The 17,246-nt window shown below is 44.0% G+C and carries 11 protein-coding genes and 1 pseudogene; 7 read left to right on the top strand and 5 right to left on the bottom strand.

What is annotated here, in order from left to right:
- Positions 1 to 199: 199 nt before the first annotated feature.
- Positions 200 to 1,204 carry a putative solute-binding protein gene (locus tag AC1P5O_RS11280; protein ID WP_086044255.1) on the bottom strand — a complete coding sequence of 335 codons (1,005 nt, stop codon included), beginning with the start codon at positions 1,202 to 1,204 and terminating at the stop codon, positions 200 to 202.
- A gap of 217 nt (positions 1,205 to 1,421) precedes the next feature.
- Here AC1P5O_RS11280 and AC1P5O_RS11275 point away from each other — a divergent pair, with 217 nt between their 5' ends.
- Both AC1P5O_RS11275 and AC1P5O_RS11270 read left to right on the top strand, forming a co-directional pair.
- A complete protein-coding gene (locus AC1P5O_RS11275; protein WP_004281940.1) occupies positions 1,422 to 3,353 on the top strand; it encodes an ATP-binding cassette domain-containing protein in 1,932 nt (643 codons plus the stop codon).
- 341 nt (positions 3,354 to 3,694) lie between these two features.
- Positions 3,695 to 4,858 (top strand): zinc-dependent alcohol dehydrogenase, encoded by a 1,164-nt coding sequence (locus AC1P5O_RS11270; RefSeq protein WP_005104957.1) that lies wholly within the window; start codon positions 3,695 to 3,697, stop codon positions 4,856 to 4,858.
- Between the two features lie 1,182 nt (positions 4,859 to 6,040).
- Here the strand turns inward: AC1P5O_RS11270 and gyrB are convergent.
- The 4 genes from gyrB to dnaA all read right to left on the bottom strand — a co-directional run bounded on the left by gyrB (position 6,041) and on the right by dnaA (position 12,311).
- Positions 6,041 to 8,512, bottom strand: a complete 2,472-nt coding sequence (gene gyrB / locus AC1P5O_RS11265; RefSeq protein ID WP_085064939.1) for a DNA topoisomerase (ATP-hydrolyzing) subunit B — start codon at positions 8,510 to 8,512, stop codon at positions 6,041 to 6,043.
- Positions 8,513 to 8,568: 56 nt separating this feature from the next.
- Entirely contained in the window at positions 8,569 to 9,648 is a 1,080-nt protein-coding gene (gene recF, locus AC1P5O_RS11260; protein WP_004728979.1) for a DNA replication/repair protein RecF, read from the bottom strand.
- Between the two features lie 28 nt (positions 9,649 to 9,676).
- Positions 9,677 to 10,825, bottom strand: a complete 1,149-nt coding sequence (gene dnaN / locus AC1P5O_RS11255) for a DNA polymerase III subunit beta (RefSeq protein ID WP_004647129.1) — start codon at positions 10,823 to 10,825, stop codon at positions 9,677 to 9,679.
- A gap of 109 nt (positions 10,826 to 10,934) precedes the next feature.
- On the bottom strand, positions 10,935 to 12,311 hold the full coding sequence (dnaA, locus tag AC1P5O_RS11250; RefSeq protein ID WP_004281934.1) for a chromosomal replication initiator protein DnaA: 1,377 nt from the start codon (positions 12,309 to 12,311) through the stop codon (positions 10,935 to 10,937).
- A 660-nt stretch (positions 12,312 to 12,971) separates the two neighbouring features.
- Between dnaA and rpmH the strand changes: the two genes are divergently transcribed.
- The 5 genes and pseudogenes from rpmH (at position 12,972) to mnmE (ending at position 17,078) form a co-directional block, all read left to right on the top strand.
- Entirely contained in the window at positions 12,972 to 13,106 is a 135-nt protein-coding gene (rpmH, locus tag AC1P5O_RS11245; RefSeq protein ID WP_000831329.1) for a 50S ribosomal protein L34, read from the top strand.
- Positions 13,107 to 13,135: 29 nt separating this feature from the next.
- Complete coding sequence (gene rnpA / locus AC1P5O_RS11240; protein WP_004728981.1) at positions 13,136 to 13,528, top strand: ribonuclease P protein component; 393 nt, start codon at positions 13,136 to 13,138, stop codon at positions 13,526 to 13,528.
- 9 nt (positions 13,529 to 13,537) lie between these two features.
- Positions 13,538 to 13,744: pseudogene (gene yidD, locus AC1P5O_RS11235) on the top strand (membrane protein insertion efficiency factor YidD); the annotation flags it as partial.
- 119 nt (positions 13,745 to 13,863) lie between these two features.
- Entirely contained in the window at positions 13,864 to 15,627 is a 1,764-nt protein-coding gene (gene yidC, locus AC1P5O_RS11230; RefSeq protein WP_004728983.1) for a membrane protein insertase YidC, read from the top strand.
- Positions 15,628 to 15,719: 92 nt separating this feature from the next.
- Entirely contained in the window at positions 15,720 to 17,078 is a 1,359-nt protein-coding gene (gene mnmE, locus AC1P5O_RS11225; protein WP_086044254.1) for a tRNA uridine-5-carboxymethylaminomethyl(34) synthesis GTPase MnmE, read from the top strand.
- Positions 17,079 to 17,246 lie beyond the last annotated feature (168 nt).

Genomic DNA, 17,246 nt, shown 5'->3' with positions numbered 1-17,246 from the left:
ATTAAGCAAGTTTAATTAAAAAAAATAGAGCATTTACTCCATTTAAAACCGGCATTTTGGCCTATAAAGATAAATCAGCAATAGTTGCCTAAGTTATTTTTAAATATATATTTAAATATCAATATCTTAATGTTTAAAACTGCTTTCTTATAATTACATTTACCCAGATATAGTTACAAAGATATACATGATTTCAGATTTATTCGTCACCAATCGAACATTCAAAATTGGTTCTTTCTACCGTACAACGCGCGCGTTTCAATACGTTCATCATGCCCTGATCATAAATCCCCTGTTTGGTTAAATCGATCCGCCCATCACGCAGAATCTTTTGGTAGGCCACACGATCTTCACGGCTTAGATTCAGAATATATTTGCTTGGAATCTCAGCTTCCATGCGCTTGACCATGGCAAAGCTGCGCGGTAACTGTTTCACAAACCAGTTTCGGGATTGTGCGGCAAAGCTTGCCGGAAACTCTTCCTGACGAATAATCAGATCAGCAGTGACATTAATCACCGGAAAATTAATCATTGCGCCTTGACGGCCTAGTCCTTTCTGTAATTCCAGCGGTTTAAATGCATAAGCCGGTGCAGCGACAATATCCACTTCGCCCTGATTAAACTTGCGAATAAAATTGGAAATTTCCGACATGACCGGTACTGCTTCAATCCGGTCGACCATGATTTTTTGCGCATAGTCATAATGCAGCACGGCAAATTTCTTGCCTTTGACCTGTTCCAGTTTATTTAGAGTACGATCACGAACAAAAATATAGGCTGGGCCAATCTGACCAATACCCGCCACTTCGAATTTTTCTTTGCCAATCTGGGTGATCAGGCGTTTGCTATTGCGTTTATCCAGTACATAGCTGATGGCTTTCATGGCAATGTCATTATTCGGCACGCCGCCAATTGCATCAATCGATCCAGCAAATTTGTTATAAGCCCGGGCACGCATTGAGGTCATATAGAAGGCATCACATTTTCCGGCTTTGACGTCCTGATCGACCTTGGCTTCATCCTGATAAGCGCTTAGCTGAATTTCGGCACCCCAGCCTTTTGCTGCCAGCGCCCATTCCTCCAGCAGTTTGTAAGACTCACCAGATTTCCCCAGTAAATCAAAAACACAGACATTCACTCTGGCTTGAGTTGAAGTCGACACCAAAATGCCCAGTGCCGATAAAATTAAACATCCCTTTTTCATTTTTATTTGACTCTATGATATTTTTTGCTCCATCAGCCTGAACTATAAACCACTGTTCATGCATAAAATAGAGCTTTTACTCAACTTATGCGTCCACCCTAGATCAATTGACAGAGGTGAAAAGCACACTTATTTCAGCAAAAACGGTAAGATTTTTCATTTTCACAGGGCTTTCCTTTAGAATAGGCGCATCTTATTTCTTAGCTTTGATTTCTCAATGATTCAGTTAGACCAGTTATCTATACGTCGCGGTGGACGTGTTTTATTTCAAAAAGCGTCGATGCAGTTACACCCAGGATGGAAAATTGGCCTAACCGGTGTCAATGGTGCTGGAAAATCAACCCTGTTTTCAGCCTTGCTCGGCGGCATGGAATCGGACACCGGTTCGCTGACCCGACCTGCGGTATGGACCGTAGCGCATATGGCTCAGGAAATCAAAGCACTGAATATGAAAGCCATTGATTTCGTCTTGTCGGGCGATGAAGAATACTGGGATATTCAGCAGAAACTCGATCAACCGGATCAACTGGATGATGCAGAACTGGCTCATTTATATGGCCGTTTTGATGAAATTTCAGGTTATTCTGCTCCTGCCAAAGCTTCACAACTGATGGCTGGTCTGGGCTTCTTTGAACATCAATCACAGCTGGATGTTTCAAGTTTTTCCGGTGGCTGGCGTATGCGTTTGAATCTGGCACGTACCCTGATGAGCCGATCAGACTTACTGCTCCTCGATGAACCAACCAACCATCTGGACTTGGACGCAATTCTCTGGCTCGAAGACTGGCTGAAAGCCTATGAAGGTACGCTGGTACTGATTTCGCATGACCGGGACTTCCTCGATGCGATTACCGATCACATTTTACATATCGAAAATCAGGAACTGATTTTATATACCGGTAACTATTCGACTTTTGAGCGCACCCGTAGTGAGCGTTTAGCGCAGCAGCAACAGGCGTATGAAAAGCAGCTGGAAACCCGCGCGCATCTGCAAAAATATATTGACCGTTTTAAAGCGCAAGCGACCAAAGCCAAACAGGCACAGAGCCGGATCAAACAGCTGGAACGAATGCAGGAACTATCTGCAGCCCATGTCGATACGCCATTTACCTTCAGTTTCCGTGAACCGACCAAAATGAGTTCGCCGTTATTGCAACTGGAACATGCCGATATTGGTTATGGCGACAAGCTGATTGTCACCAATGTAAATTTACAGATCACGCCAAACAGCCGGATCGGTTTGCTTGGGATGAATGGTGCCGGTAAATCCACGCTGATTAAATCGCTGGTCGGTGACCTGAAACTGATTCAGGGTCTGCGGAAAGATTCAGAATTACTGAATATTGGTTATTTTGCCCAGCATCAAATGGATGCACTGGATGGTAATGCCAGCCCAATGTTACAGCTAGCACGTATCGCAGATAAAAAAATCAGTGAAGCCAGTCTACGCTCCTTCTTGGGTAGTTTCGGTTTTAGTGGCGAACGTATGGATACGCCAAGCGAAAGCTTCTCAGGCGGTGAACGTGCACGTTTGGCCCTAGCACTGATTGTTTGGCAGCGTCCGAATGTACTGATTCTGGATGAGCCGACCAACCATTTAGACTTAGATATGCGTCATGCACTGACTATGGCTTTGCAAGATTTCCAGGGTGCGGTGGTTCTGGTTTCGCATGAACGTCAGCTCATCGCCAGCGTCTGTGATGAACTACTACTGGTACATAATGGTCAATGCCGTGAGTTTGATGGTGATCTTACTGCCTATGCTGACTGGTTACGCCAAGCCCGTATTGAGATGATTAAAAATGGGCAAAAGCCAGCAGAACCGGTGAAATCCCAAGTCGAAGTCAAACCGACTATTTCCAAACTGGACAAGGAAGCACAACGTAAGGAAGCTGCTCGCCAGCGGGAACTAAGTCGTCCGATTCGCAAGAATATTGAAAAATGCGAAGCACAGATGGCCAAACTACAGCCGCGACTGATTGAAATTGAAAACCTGCTGGGTGACAGTGCTTTATACGAAGCATCACGTAAAAATGATTTGCTGAAACTGATGAATGAGCAAACCGAGCTAAAAGCCAAACTGGAAACAGCCGAAGAGCAAATGCTAGAACTGATGATGGAACTGGAAAGTCTGGAACAGACGTTCTAAAGCTCTTTTAGTAAGATTTAAGATAAGAGATGAATGACCAACGTTGTTCATCTCTTTTTTATTCACTATTTTTAATGTTTTCTCTTCCATTTTCCCCCCTGTATTTTTTCATCTACGTCTAGATGTTTCTTTAATTCTGTTCTTTTCTATTCATTCGACACATAAGGTCATGAATTACACAAACCCTATATAAGTTTATTTTTTAAACAGTTGGATGCCTTATTTCATACATTAATTTACAGCGCGCTGTTTCATCCTAAGGCTCTAATACAAGTGTTTTTTAATTTTTGGCAGCCTTGATACGAGTCTGTTTAATGTTGAACTAGAAAGAGGAAATCCGCATGCGTGCTCTTACCTATCATGGTGCTCGGGATGTACGAGTTGAATCCGTTCCAGATCCAGTGATTCAGGAACCAGATGACGTTATTTTAAGGGTGACAGCCACCGCCATCTGTGGCTCAGATCTGCATTTATACCGGGGGAAAATCCCGGCCACTGAAGACGGTGATATTTTCGGCCATGAATTTATGGGAATTGTAGAAGAAGTCGGCCCTGAAGTAACCGAAGTCAAAAAAGGTGACCGGGTGATTATTCCCTTTGTGATTGCATGCGGTCACTGTTTTTTCTGTGAACATGAACTCATGGCTGCCTGTGAAAATACCAATACCGGCCGTGGTGCAATTCTCAACAAAAAACAGATCCCACCAGGGGCAGCTTTATTTGGCTTTAGCCATCTGTATGGTGGTATACCGGGTGGTCAGGCTGAATATGTACGGATCCCCAAAGGCAATGTCGGACCATTTAAGGTGCCGGGTTCCCTGCCTGATGAAAAAGTATTATTCCTGACTGATATTCTGCCAACCGCCTGGCAAGCAGTGAACAATGCCCAAGTTGGTCGAGGTTCCAGTGTGGCGATTTATGGTGCTGGCCCAGTCGGTCTGCTGGCTGCTGCCTGTGCGCGGATGCTCGGTGCCGAGCAGATTTTTATGGTCGATCACCATCCTTATCGTCTGAGTTTCGCACATCAAACCTATGGGGTGATTCCGGTCAATTTTGATGAAGTCGATGCCGCTGAATTTATCATTCAAAATACCACGGGTTATCGTGGAGTCGATGCCGTCATTGATGCGGTCGGTTTTGAAGCCAAAGGTAGCATGCTGGAAACCGTAATGACCAACCTGAAATTAGAAGGTTCGAGTGGTTCAGCGCTAAGACAATGTATTGCAGCGGTCCGTCGCGGCGGTGTGGTGAGTGTACCTGGAGTTTATGCCGGTCCAATTCATGGCTTCCTGTTTGGTGATGCCTTTGACAAAGGTTTGACCTTTAAAATGGGACAAACCCATGTGCATAATTACTTGCCGCAGTTGCTAGAACATATTGAAAATGGAGATCTGTCTCCAGATCTGATTATTACCCATCGCATGAAACTGGAAGATGCTGCGGAAGGTTACCGTATTTTTGATAAAAAGGAAGAAGACTGTCGTAAAGTCATTCTAACACCATAAATATGATTAAAAAAAAGCGCCGTCAGGCGCTTTTTTATTTTTCATCGTCATTTTATCAATCCTCTTTTTCTTGTTCCTAATCAATATCATTTCAGCGATTCCCTCCCTCTTTTCTATCGAGTAATAAAAGAAATGCCCGATTTTCAATAATGAAATCAAGAAATAACTCAAAAATGAGAAATAAAAAAGTTAAGCAAAAATCGATAAAAGTATGATTTTAAATAAAAATGAAAGTTCACTTGATTATTAAATCAATTATGTAGTTTAGCTACATCTTGAGTTTTTAGTTAACAATATGTTCCACGGTAATGATTAGAAAAACTACACTATATTTACAAGTATTTAATTTATAATAATTTTTTATTTTAAAGCCAATCCAAGGAATAGTCTGGTCATACTAGCAATATATCGCCAAATCTAGCTTTAAATTTAAAATGCTATTTTAAATTTAAAAACACTTATCCACAAGATAATCGATTTCAAATTTGAATTTAAAATAAAGAATTAATACGTGGATTAAAGCTTGCGGAAAAATACTATCTTATTCACATAAAAATTATGGGTAACTTTAGAGTTATCCACATCTCTGATCAGGCTTTCTAGATGCTTGAAGCAATATTATTCACGTATTATTTAGCGTATTAGACCAAGTTTCTTATAAGCTATTTAAAATTTAAAATTTAGTTTTAGCAGCTTTTTATTTATTTTTGAGATATTGGATCTTCTGAATAGGCGATTTATTATTTTTTAGTCGAATCCACCTAAAGTATTCGATCTGTTTTTATTACACGCATCTTTAAATACCACTTTGACTGATCCAGTTTTCACCTAGTGTCGTTAACTGCATGCAAACTTCTCATCGTATAAAGAACTTCTTTCTACCTCACTTTCCTATTCAAAAATTATTTTAGAAGTTCTGATGCAGATCATTTTTATAACGATAGATTCACTCCAGATTTCAGGTATTCTCCCGAGTTGGTAATCTCTATACATAAACCCTTTCTTAGAGTCGATTTGGCTTACTCAACTTGGCTTTTTAAAACCTAAATGAACCCGTTCCATATCTAAAAATCGGTCCAAAATTACTTTATTTTGCCTAGCTCACAGGATATGAGTAAAAAAATTGGTCTAAAAAAAGCGCCTCGAAAGGCGCTTTTTTATATCTGATTTTATCCTGAAGAGTTATGCATCAATATCTGCATTCAAGGCATTTTCTTCAATGAAAGCACGACGTGGTTCTACGTCATCGCCCATCAAGCAAGAGAACATACGATCCGCTTCAATCGCATCGGTAACTGTCACTTGCAGCATGTTACGGTTGTCTGGATCCATGGTGGTTTCCCACAACTGTTCCGCATTCATCTCGCCCAGACCTTTATAGCGCTGGATCATCATGCCACGACGTGAGTCCTGCAAGATATGTTGCCAAACCTGATGGAAATTGCTGACCTGAATCTTGCGATCGCCTTTTTGCAAATATGCACCATCTTCAAGCAGACTAAACCAGCTCTTTGAATTCTTTAATAAACGTGCATATTCACTTGAACCTAACAGTACTGAGTCTAACAGGTAGCTATGTGGCAAGTTATGTACATAGATCGTGATACGTGGCAACCAGCTTGCAGTTTTTTGACCATCTGCCAGTTCTTTTTCAAAACGCTCCAGGGTTAATTCTGGACGTAATGTTGGCTGAATGGCTTCAATCGCTGCACGCAGATTCTCACCCCATGTTTCCACATAGGTTTTGTCTTCCAGCTGATCCAGCTTAAAACCTTCCAGTGAAAGTAGTGCATCAAGCAGACTCGCAGGATAACGCTGGGTCAAACGTGCCAAGCTCTTCTGGGAAGTCTGATAATCAGCAATCACATTCGCCAGTGCTTCACCACGAATCGCAGGCGCTTCTGCACTGATATGCAGTTCCAGCTCATCAATCGCATTCGAAATTAGGTAAGTTTCCAGTGCATCATTGTCCTTGATGTACTGTTCCTGCTTGCCTTTTTTCAGCTTATATAATGGTGGCTGTGCGATATAAATATGACCACGTTCCACAAGTTCCGGCATTTGACGGAAGAAGAACGTCAACAGTAAGGTACGGATATGCGAACCATCCACGTCAGCATCGGTCATGATAATGATTTTGTGATAACGCAGTTTGTCCGGATTATATTCTTCACGACCAATACCACAGCCCAATGCGGTAATCAGCGTACCGACTTCAGCAGAGGAAATCATGCGGTCAAAACGGGCACGTTCCACGTTCAGGATCTTACCTTTCAGCGGTAAAATCGCCTGCATTTTACGGTTACGACCTTGCTTTGCCGAACCACCTGCAGAATCACCCTCGACCAAGTATAGCTCAGACAATGCTGGATCTTTTTCCTGACAATCGGCCAGTTTACCTGGAAGACCGGCAATATCCAGCGCACTCTTACGACGTGTCATTTCACGTGCTTTACGCGCTGCATCACGCGCACGTGCTGCATCAATGATCTTGCCAGCAATCGCTTTGGCTGCTTGTGGATTTTCCAATAAATATTCAGAAAATGCCTTATTCATGGCCTGTTCGACAGCCGTTTTTACTTCACTCGACACCAGTTTTTCTTTGGTCTGTGAAGAGAATTTTGGATCAGGCACCTTGACTGACACAATGGCAGTCAAGCCTTCACGTGCATCATCACCCGATACCGCAACTTTTTCCTTTTTCAGGATATTTTCGCTGTCCATGTAGTTATTTAAACCACGGGTCAACGCAGCGCGGAAGCCGGCCAAATGCGTACCACCATCCTTTTGCGGGATGTTATTGGTAAAGCAACGCACATTTTCCTGATAAGAATCATTCCATTGTAATGCGACTTCTACCGTAATACCGTTGTCGGCCTGTGCAGCAGTGAAGTGGAAGATATCATTCAGGTGCGTTTTGCCTTCGTTAATATATTTAACGAACTCAGATAAACCACCTTCGTAGTCATAGACATTCTCAAGATTGACGCGTTCATCACGCAGGACAATACGTACACCCGCGTTTAAGAATGACAATTCACGTAAACGACGCGCTAAAATATCAACATTGAAAATGGTTTGACTAAAGGTTTCAGCACTTGGGTAGAAACGTACTGTTGTACCCGATTTATCAGTTGTACCTGTTTCACGTAATTTATAAACAGGATCACCATGACGGTATTCCTGTTCATAAGTTTTGCCCGCACGGCTAATATTTAATAGCAGTTTTTCAGACAGCGCATTGACCACCGAAACACCAACGCCATGCAGACCGCCAGAGACTTTATAACTGTTGTCGTCGAACTTACCACCGGCATGCAGAATGGTTAAAATTACTTCTGCTGCAGACACGCCTTCTTCAGGGTGAATGTCGGTCGGAATACCACGACCATTATCAGATACTGAAACCGATTCATCTTCATGGATCGTCACTATAATTTCATCACAGTGGCCTGCCAAGGCTTCATCAATCGAGTTATCGACTACTTCAAACACCATGTGGTGCAGGCCTGTACCATCGTCTGTGTCACCAATGTACATGCCCGGACGCTTACGTACTGCGTCTAAACCACGTAATACCTTGATGCTAGAGGAATCATAAGCCTTTTCAATGGTTTGTTCTGTTTGAGAAGCAGCTTGATCTTCTGAACTCATGGTTTCTCCCTAGTGAAAAATAGGTCTATCCAAAGATGGGTAAAACTCAAAAAATATTATTGCACAACTTGAACTGTACCGTTTTCAACACTGAATAACTGATATGAGATAGACAAATCATGTAAGTGCTTTTGTACTGATTCATGGTCTAAGGTGGTAATAAAAACTTGACTACCAAGTTGGCTCAATCGCTCAATTAAACGTTGTTGTGCGGTTAAATCTAATTCTGCTGTCACATCATCTAATAATACCACAGTTTCCTTATTACAAGAATGGAGCATTGCGATTTGCGACAGTTTTAGTGCGATCATCAGCAGCTTTTTCTGACCCCGCGACAGGATCACGTCGGCATCCCCCATCGGGGTCTTTAAACGCAAATCCGCGCGATGTGGACCATATTCGGTATAGCGTCGCTCACAGTCTTTTTCATGCTGGTTGGTCAGATCATTCAGCAGGCCAGTTTCACTGTGAAAGCCCGGACTGTATTCCAGACTGACTTGCAAATCAGGTAATAACTGTTTCAGGTCATCTTCAAAAAAGGGCTTCCATTGTTCCACGATCCCGACACGTTGCGAATGTAAAATTTCACCATATTCACTGAGCATCTGGTTCCACGGTTCCAGATCTGACAGACTGAGAAAGCGTTTGCTTTTGAGCAAACTATTTCGCTGTTTCAGCGCACGAGAATAATATTGCCAGGCATGATAAAACTCTGGTTCCACGTGGAACATTAACCAGTCAAGGAGTTGGCGTCGTGGTTTAGCACCATGATCGATAATATCGGTGCTTTGCGGATCAATCAGCTGCAAGGGCAACAGTTTGGCCAGCTGTCCCTGGGTTGCGACCAGATCACCATTGACCTTGATCAGTTGCTCCCCGCTGGCCATTTTTTGCATGCCAATTTTTTCAGTCGCAGACTGTGCAAATACAATCGCATCCTGCGCGCCATGCTGGATATAATTTTTGGGAATATGAGTACGGAAGGAACGACCGGCAGCCAGTAAATGAATCGCCTCTAAAATCGAGGTTTTACCTGAACCATTTTGCCCATAAAAAACATTAAACGGCTGCAATCCGTGGAGAGCAACCGTCTTTAAATTCCGCACACGCTCAATATGTAAACGCGTAATATGCATGTCTTATATGAATATCAGAAGCCGCGGCTTAAACACGCATCGGCATGACGACATAAGTCTGATCAGTATGCGCCGGGTCTTGTACTAAGACAGACTGATTCGCTTCAGTCATAGTCATTGACACATCATCGCCATCCAGCACACCGAGGACTTCAATCAGATACTGCGCATTGAAGGACATTTCTAGCGGTGAATCGGCATATTGAATCGCCAGGTCTTCAATCGCTTCATCCTGCTCCGGGTTATTGGCACGAAGTTGCAAAGAATCAGCATTGAAGTTCAGAAACACACCGCGAAGTTTTTCATTACTTAAAATCGCCACACGCTGCAAAGACTGCTTGAACACGTCATGTGCGATCATCACGACTTTGTCGCCCCCACGTGGAATCACACGGCGGTAGTCCGGGAACTTACCATCAATCAGCTTGGTAGTGAAACGCACGGTAATGTTCGCCTGTTCCTTGTCACGGCTTGGCATATTGATGGTCACATTGAGCAGTTCACGACCAATCAATAGAGATAATTGCTCATCTTCAACGCTGAGCAGGCGCTGTAATTCTGCAACGGCCTTACGTGGCACAATTGCCTGAATCGGCTGTGCTGCAGTGGATTGTGCTGCTGTTTCACACAGTGCTAGGCGGTGGCCATCGGTGGTCACAGCACGTAGCTGATTGGCATCAATTTCCAGCAAAGTACCGGTCAGGTAAAAACGCACATCCTGAACTGCCATGGCAAAGGCGGTTTTTTCGAACAGGCGTTTAAGTTCACGCTGTGTCACCGTCACTTGCGTGCCTTGGGTGTTTTCAGTGTTCAGTAATGGATAATCATCAGCAGGCAAGGTACCCAGTACAAAACGACTGTTGCCTGATTTAAGGATGCAGCGCTGATCTTCAGTAATATGCAAATCCACCAATGCCGCTGAAGGAAGTGACTTACAGATATCAATCAGCTTACGTGCAGGAACTGTGGTCTCGCCTTCCTGCAGACATGCACCTTCAGCCAGTGCTGTACTCGCCACCAGTTCGACTTCCAGGTCGGAACCGGTCACGGTCAATGCTTGCGTAGTCACCTGAATTTTCAGGTTAGACAGGATATTCAAGGTATGGCGACGTTCAACCGCTCCTACGACATGTGAGAGAACATTCAGTAAGCTTTCTTTCGCGATTTTTAAACGCACAGTGCATTCCTCTAAAGCTGAAGATTAATATAGAAAAAGTGATTTTTTTGACGGTTTACTATGCGGCAAAAGCAGCCGCATAGCAAGAATAGAATTTGAGCGATTTAGGTCAACTTTGCAACAGACGCTGCAGGTTTTTATAGTCTTCGTTAAAGATCGGATCTTCTTCACGCAGGCTTTGTACTTTCTCGCAGGCATGCATCACGGTACTGTGATCACGACCGCCAAAAGCCATGCCAATTTCCGGAAAACTGTCGCCGGTTAATTCACGTGCCAGCCCCATCGCCAGCTGACGTGGGCGGGCATAAATCCGGGTACGTTTTGGACCGACCAGTTCTTTCAGTGGAATCCGGAAATACTCACTCACCACACGCTGAATATTTTCAGTACTGATGGTACGGGCACGAATTGCCAGCACATCTTTTAAAGATTCACGCACCACATCCAGATCAATTGGCGTACCTTTAAAACGTGAAATCGCCACCACTTTGTTCAGCGCACCTTCCAGCTCACGCACGTTAGCCACCACCTGCTGGGCAATAAACAGCGCACAGTTACGTGGTAAATCGACCTGGTTGCTTTCTGCTTTTTTCAGCAGAATTTCAATTCGGGTTTCAATATCTGGCGGTTCAACCCCGACCGACAAGCCCCAAGAAAAACGTGAAACCAGACGTGGATCCAGCTCTGTCAGCTCTTTAGGATAACGATCCGAAGTCAAAATAATTTGCTTGGATTCATCCAAAAGTGCGTTAAAGGTGTAGAAAAATTCGACCAGACTGGCCTCTTTACCGGCCAGCAAGTGAATATCATCGACCAGTAATAAATCCAGAGAACGGCAGTTTTTCTTAAACTCTTCGACTTTACCCTGCTGCAACGAGCTGACAAAGTCCTGTACAAAACTTTCTGCGGTCATGTACATGACGCGTGCATTCGGCTTGGCCTGCAACAGCGCATTGCCGACCGCCTGCATCAAGTGGGTTTTACCCAGACCGGTCGGACCATATAAAAATAACGGGTTGTGCTGTGAAGCCCCCAGCTGGGTCAGTACCTTGCGACAGGTTTCTGCTGCCATCTGGTTCGATCGGCCTTCCACAAACAGCGAGAAGGTAAACAATGGATTCAACTGACGTCTACGGCTATTTTTGCCGCTGTCTTCTTTTTCTTTCTTCGGCTTCGGCACTGGCATCGGTGTCGAGGTCAATGCCGCAGTCGTGGTCGCCGGTTGTTCACTGGCAGATAAAATCGCCCCTGGACGTGAATCGACCAAAATCTCGACCTTGCGTACCCGTCCTTCAGACAACTGTTCTGCCAGAATCGTAATCAGTTCCAGATGATGTTCCTGAATGTAACGCGTCCAGTAAGGATTAGGTGCATACAAACGCAAGCTGTCTTCCAGCTCTTCTGCAACCAATGGGCGAATCCACATTGTAAAGACATTTCCAGAGAGCTCTTGTCGCAGGCGATTTAAGCAGTCCGTCCAAAGCATGTGAATCCCCTATTCATTCCATTGTTCATTCAAAAAAGATGACCGCGACCAAAAGCGGGTCGCCATTCTAACCAAGTTATCCACATCTGTCATGGCAATTTCCACAAAAACTGTGCAAAAAGAAATCAACATGTATGAATTTAAATTTAAAACCCAGTGTGGATAAGTTTATCCGCAAGCTGTGGATAAAATATATCATAAAGTTATCCACAAAGTATAAAATTAATAGAAACAGTTTTATCCACAATATAAGTTTATGTTTAATTAAATAAAAAGTGGCTTATCCATAGAAAAAGTGCTCCCTAATAGTAATAAATTTAAATTTATAAATTTGAATTTATTTATAAGATCACTAGTTTTTGTGGATAACTCAAAAAACTTCAAATTTAAATTCAAAACCGTAAGTTAAATTTAAACTCTGGATAACATGTGGATAACTTTGTTGATAGAGTTGTTTATAACTTATATATATTTATATAACAATAACTTAATTTGTGATTAACTTGAATTGAACTATTTTTTATTCAGTTCTTTGAAAAACCAGGGTCTTTATCTTTTTTGATCTTATTTGAAAAGAAAACCGCTTTTGCATTGACAGCTCAAGCAATGAGCACTAAAATCGCGGACCTTCACAGAAAGATCATTTTTTGGAGTTTCAATATGAAACGTACATTCCAACCGTCTGAATTAAAGCGTAAGCGTGTTCATGGTTTCCGTGCTCGTATGGCTACTAAAGCTGGTCGTCAAGTATTAGCTCGCCGTCGTGCAAAAGGTCGTCATAGCTTAACTGTTTAATCAGTTACGCTAAGACGATTTTGGGTGTTATGACAAAACTTTATAGTTTTGGCACAGAGTTCCGATTACGCTGTGCTGCCGATTATAAAGGTGTCTTTGATGGTGCGCTTTTTAAAGTGCATCAACCCCATTTCTTATTTCTTGCAAAACATTCCGAACTGCCAAATAGCCGTTTGGGTTTAGTTGTTGCCAAGAAGAAAGTGCGACGTGCACACGAAAGAAATCGAGTAAAACGACTTGCTCGCGAAAGTTTTCGCCTGCATCAACAGCAATTAGATGACTTAGACATTGTAATCATGCCAAAAATGGGTGTTGAAGCAGTGCCTAATGCAGAATTGCACCAGCAATTACAATTTGCCTGGCAGAAACTGAACCGTCTTGCCAAAAAGCATTCAAAAATAGCCCCCTCCCCACAAAAGTAGAGTTGGCCAATGGTACGTTTACTGCATTGGTTGATCCGTTTCTATCAGATTGCGATTAGTCCTCTTCTTGGACCGCGCTGTCGTTATATTCCAACTTGTTCTCAATATTCCTTGGAAGCAGTCCAGATGCATGGCGCTGGGCGTGGAGTGTGGCTGGCTACTAAACGTATTTGCCGTTGTCATCCGTGGGGGGGCTCGGGATATGATCCTGTTCCCTCAAAAGCGATTCGTTTTATTTCATTTCAGCAAATAGATTCTCAAACGCTTCACGTTGCTGTACCCTTTCGTGATCGTTTATTGAACCAAAATCACTCTCACCACTTGGGGTAATACATATGCAACAATGGGCCAGGATTGCAATTCTCGGAGCCATGTTTGTTGTCGCATATTTGCTCATTTTGGCGTGGCAAAAAGATTATGGAAATGCTGAAACAAAACCGCAGCAGGAAACTGCTGTTGTTTCGCATGACGTATCTGCAGATTTGCCAAATGGTCAGACGGCTACAGTTGCCTCTGATCTGCCACAAGCAAATGTGCCAGCACAGCAAGCCACGGATGCCACAGCACCTGTAAGTCAGCAGCTTATTTCAGTACAAACTGACCTTTATCATCTTTGGATTAATCCTAAGGGTGGTGATATTGTTCGTATTGAATTACTCAATCATGACAAGAACAAAGACAGCGATGAACCGTTCGTCATGCTGGAAAGCGATGCGAAACGTACTTATGTCGCCCAGTCTGGCCTGATCGGTCTGAATGGACCGGACAGCAGCCGTAACGGCCGTCCAATGTATGAGCTGGAAAAAACTGCTTATACCCTGGCAGATGCGAAAACAGTCAAATCCAAAGACGGTGAAAACCTGAAAGTATTGTCTGTACCGCTGGTGTTTAAAACCGCTGACGGGATCGAGATTATCAAGACCTTCAATTTCACTGAAGGTGAATATCCGGTCGTGGTAAATCACAAAGTGGTCAACCGCAGTGGCCAGACCTGGCAAGGTCAGATGTTCGGTCAGATCAAACGCGATAACTCGGAAGATCCAGGCAAGTCCGATCAAGGGATCTTCACGCTGGGAACATTCCTCGGCGGTGCATGGGGTACCCCGGACGAGCAGTACAACAAGCTTAAATTCGACAACTTTGTTGAAGAAAAAGTCAGTACTGAAGCGACAGGTGGTTGGGTGGCAATGGTACAGCACTACTTTGTCAGTGCATGGGTTCCAGGTCAGCTGAAGTTGACTCAAGGCAATGGCGAAGCTTATAGCGCCAAGCTTGAATCACGTAAATCAACCGATAACATGAACATCATCGGTTTTACTTCACCAACGTTTAATGTACCAGCAGGTACCGTGGCTGAAATTGATGCGACTTTCTATTCAGGTCCAAAAATCCAGTCAGAACTGAAAGATTTGGCTGCAGGTTTAAACCAGACCGTTGATTATGGCTGGTTATGGCCAATCGCGAAATTGCTGTTCGTGGGTCTTGAATTCTTCCATGGTCTGGTGGGTAACTGGGGTTGGGCAATTATTCTGTTGACCATCCTGGTGAAAGTGATCCTGTGGCCATTGTCGTCGAAGAGCTATCGCTCGATGGCGAAAATGCGGGTGATTGCGCCAGAAATGCAACGCATGAAAGAAGAGTTTGGTGAAGACCGCATGCGCTTCTCTCAAGAAATGATGGCATTGTATAAACGTGAACAGGTCAATCCGCTTGCCGGCTGTTTACCGCTGTTATTACAAATGCCGATTTTCCTGGCCTTGTACTGGGTATTGATGGAATCTGTGGAACTGCGTCATGCGCCATGGATGCTGTGGATTCAGGATTTGTCTTCAATGGATCCTTGGTTCATTCTGCCGTTGTTGATGGGCTTGACCATGTATATCCAGCAGTCGTTAAATCCGCAGCCGACCGATCCAATGCAGGCGAAAGTCTTCAAGTTTATGCCGATTATCTTTACGGTATTCTTGTTGTTCTTCCCTGCAGGCTTGGTTTTATACTGGATCGTCAACAACTTGATCACGATTCTGCAACAAACTTTGATTAACAAGTCTGTTGCCAAAGATCGTGCCAAACGTGATGAGGCCACTCCAGCCAACTAAGTTGTACGGATAGGCTGAATAAATCCGCTTAAGATGGTAATCTTAGGCGGATTTTTTTTGGCTGTACTTTTGAGTCCTTGCAGGTGAATTTTATGCTCAACCGAACCACAACTATTGCTGCGATTGCAACTCCACCAGGACGTGGCGGCGTTGGGGTGATTCGCCTGTCTGGCCCAAAATCCTATGAAATTGCTCAAGCCCTCACACAAAAAGAACTCCCCCAGGCCCGTTTTGCCGGTTTTCGCCAGTTCTACGATGCGACAGGCGAAGTCATGGATGAAGGACTGGCCATCTGCTTCCCGAATCCAAACTCATTTACCGGTGAAGATGTGGTGGAGCTACAAGGTCATGGCGGTCCGGTGATTCAGAATGCCCTGCTTGGCCGTTTACTGGAGCTGGGAGCCACTGCAGCCAAAGCGGGTGAATTCTCCATGCGTGCTTTCGAAAATGGCAAGCTGGATCTGGTGCAGGCTGAGGCGATTGCCGACCTGATTGATGCAACCTCGCAAGCAGCCGCCCGTTCTGCCGTGCGTTCTTTGCAGGGGGTATTTTCGACCAAAGTCAATGCAGTCCTCGAGCAGCTGATTCACCTGCGTTTGCATGTGGAAGCCGCGATTGATTTCCCGGAAGAAGAAATTGATTTTCTGGCGGATGGCAAGATTTTAAATCTGCTGGATGGCGTATCCAGTGCCGTCACTCAAGTCCAGCAATCTGCACGTCAAGGTCAGTTGTTACGTGAAGGTTTACAGGTGGTGATTGCGGGTAAACCGAATGCCGGTAAATCCTCCTTACTGAATGCATTGGCTGGAATTGAACGCGCGATTGTGACCGATATTGCCGGTACCACCCGTGATGTCTTGCATGAAAAAATCACCTTAAATGGTCTGCCGATTACCCTCACCGATACCGCAGGCTTGCGTGAAACTGGCGATATCGTGGAAAAAGAAGGGATCCGCCGCGCGATTAAAGAAATTGAACAGGCCGATTTATTGCTCTTGGTCTATGACTTAAGCCAGGGCGAAGATCCGCTGCAACTCGCCCAAGAATATTTTGCTGAACATATTGAACCGAAACGTTTAATGCTGATTGGCAATAAATGCGATCTGACCGGTGCTGAAGCTGTGATTGGCGATTTAAATGGTTTCAGGCATATTGCAGTCTCTGCCAAGCAGGAAACCGGTGTTCAAGCACTCATAGAGGCGATTACAGCGCATGCAGGCTTCCAGCCTGAGGAAGACACCTTTATTGCCCGTACCCGTCATTTAGATGCAATGAAGCGCACGCAGATCTATCTGGCTGAGGCGCGTGAGCAACTGGTGGTGTATAACGCCGGTGAACTGGTGGCAGAGTCCTTGCGTCTGGCGCAAAATGCTTTGGGCGAAATCACGGGTGATTTCAGTGCAGATGACCTGCTGGGCAAGATATTCGGATCGTTCTGTATTGGTAAATAATTATTTAATAAATATCAAAAAAGCCCTCAATTGAGTAATGTCAGTCAGTTAAGCAAAAAAAGTTAAAATGCTGTAAAAAGAGCGTATGTAAATACGCTCTTTTTTTATGAATTTATCTCAGAATCTAGATTTAACATTAAAACAAACCCTACCTTCACTTTCACAATT

This window comes from Prolinoborus fasciculus (assembly GCF_056724605.1).
This window is presented reverse-complemented; position numbering and strand designations above follow the sequence as displayed.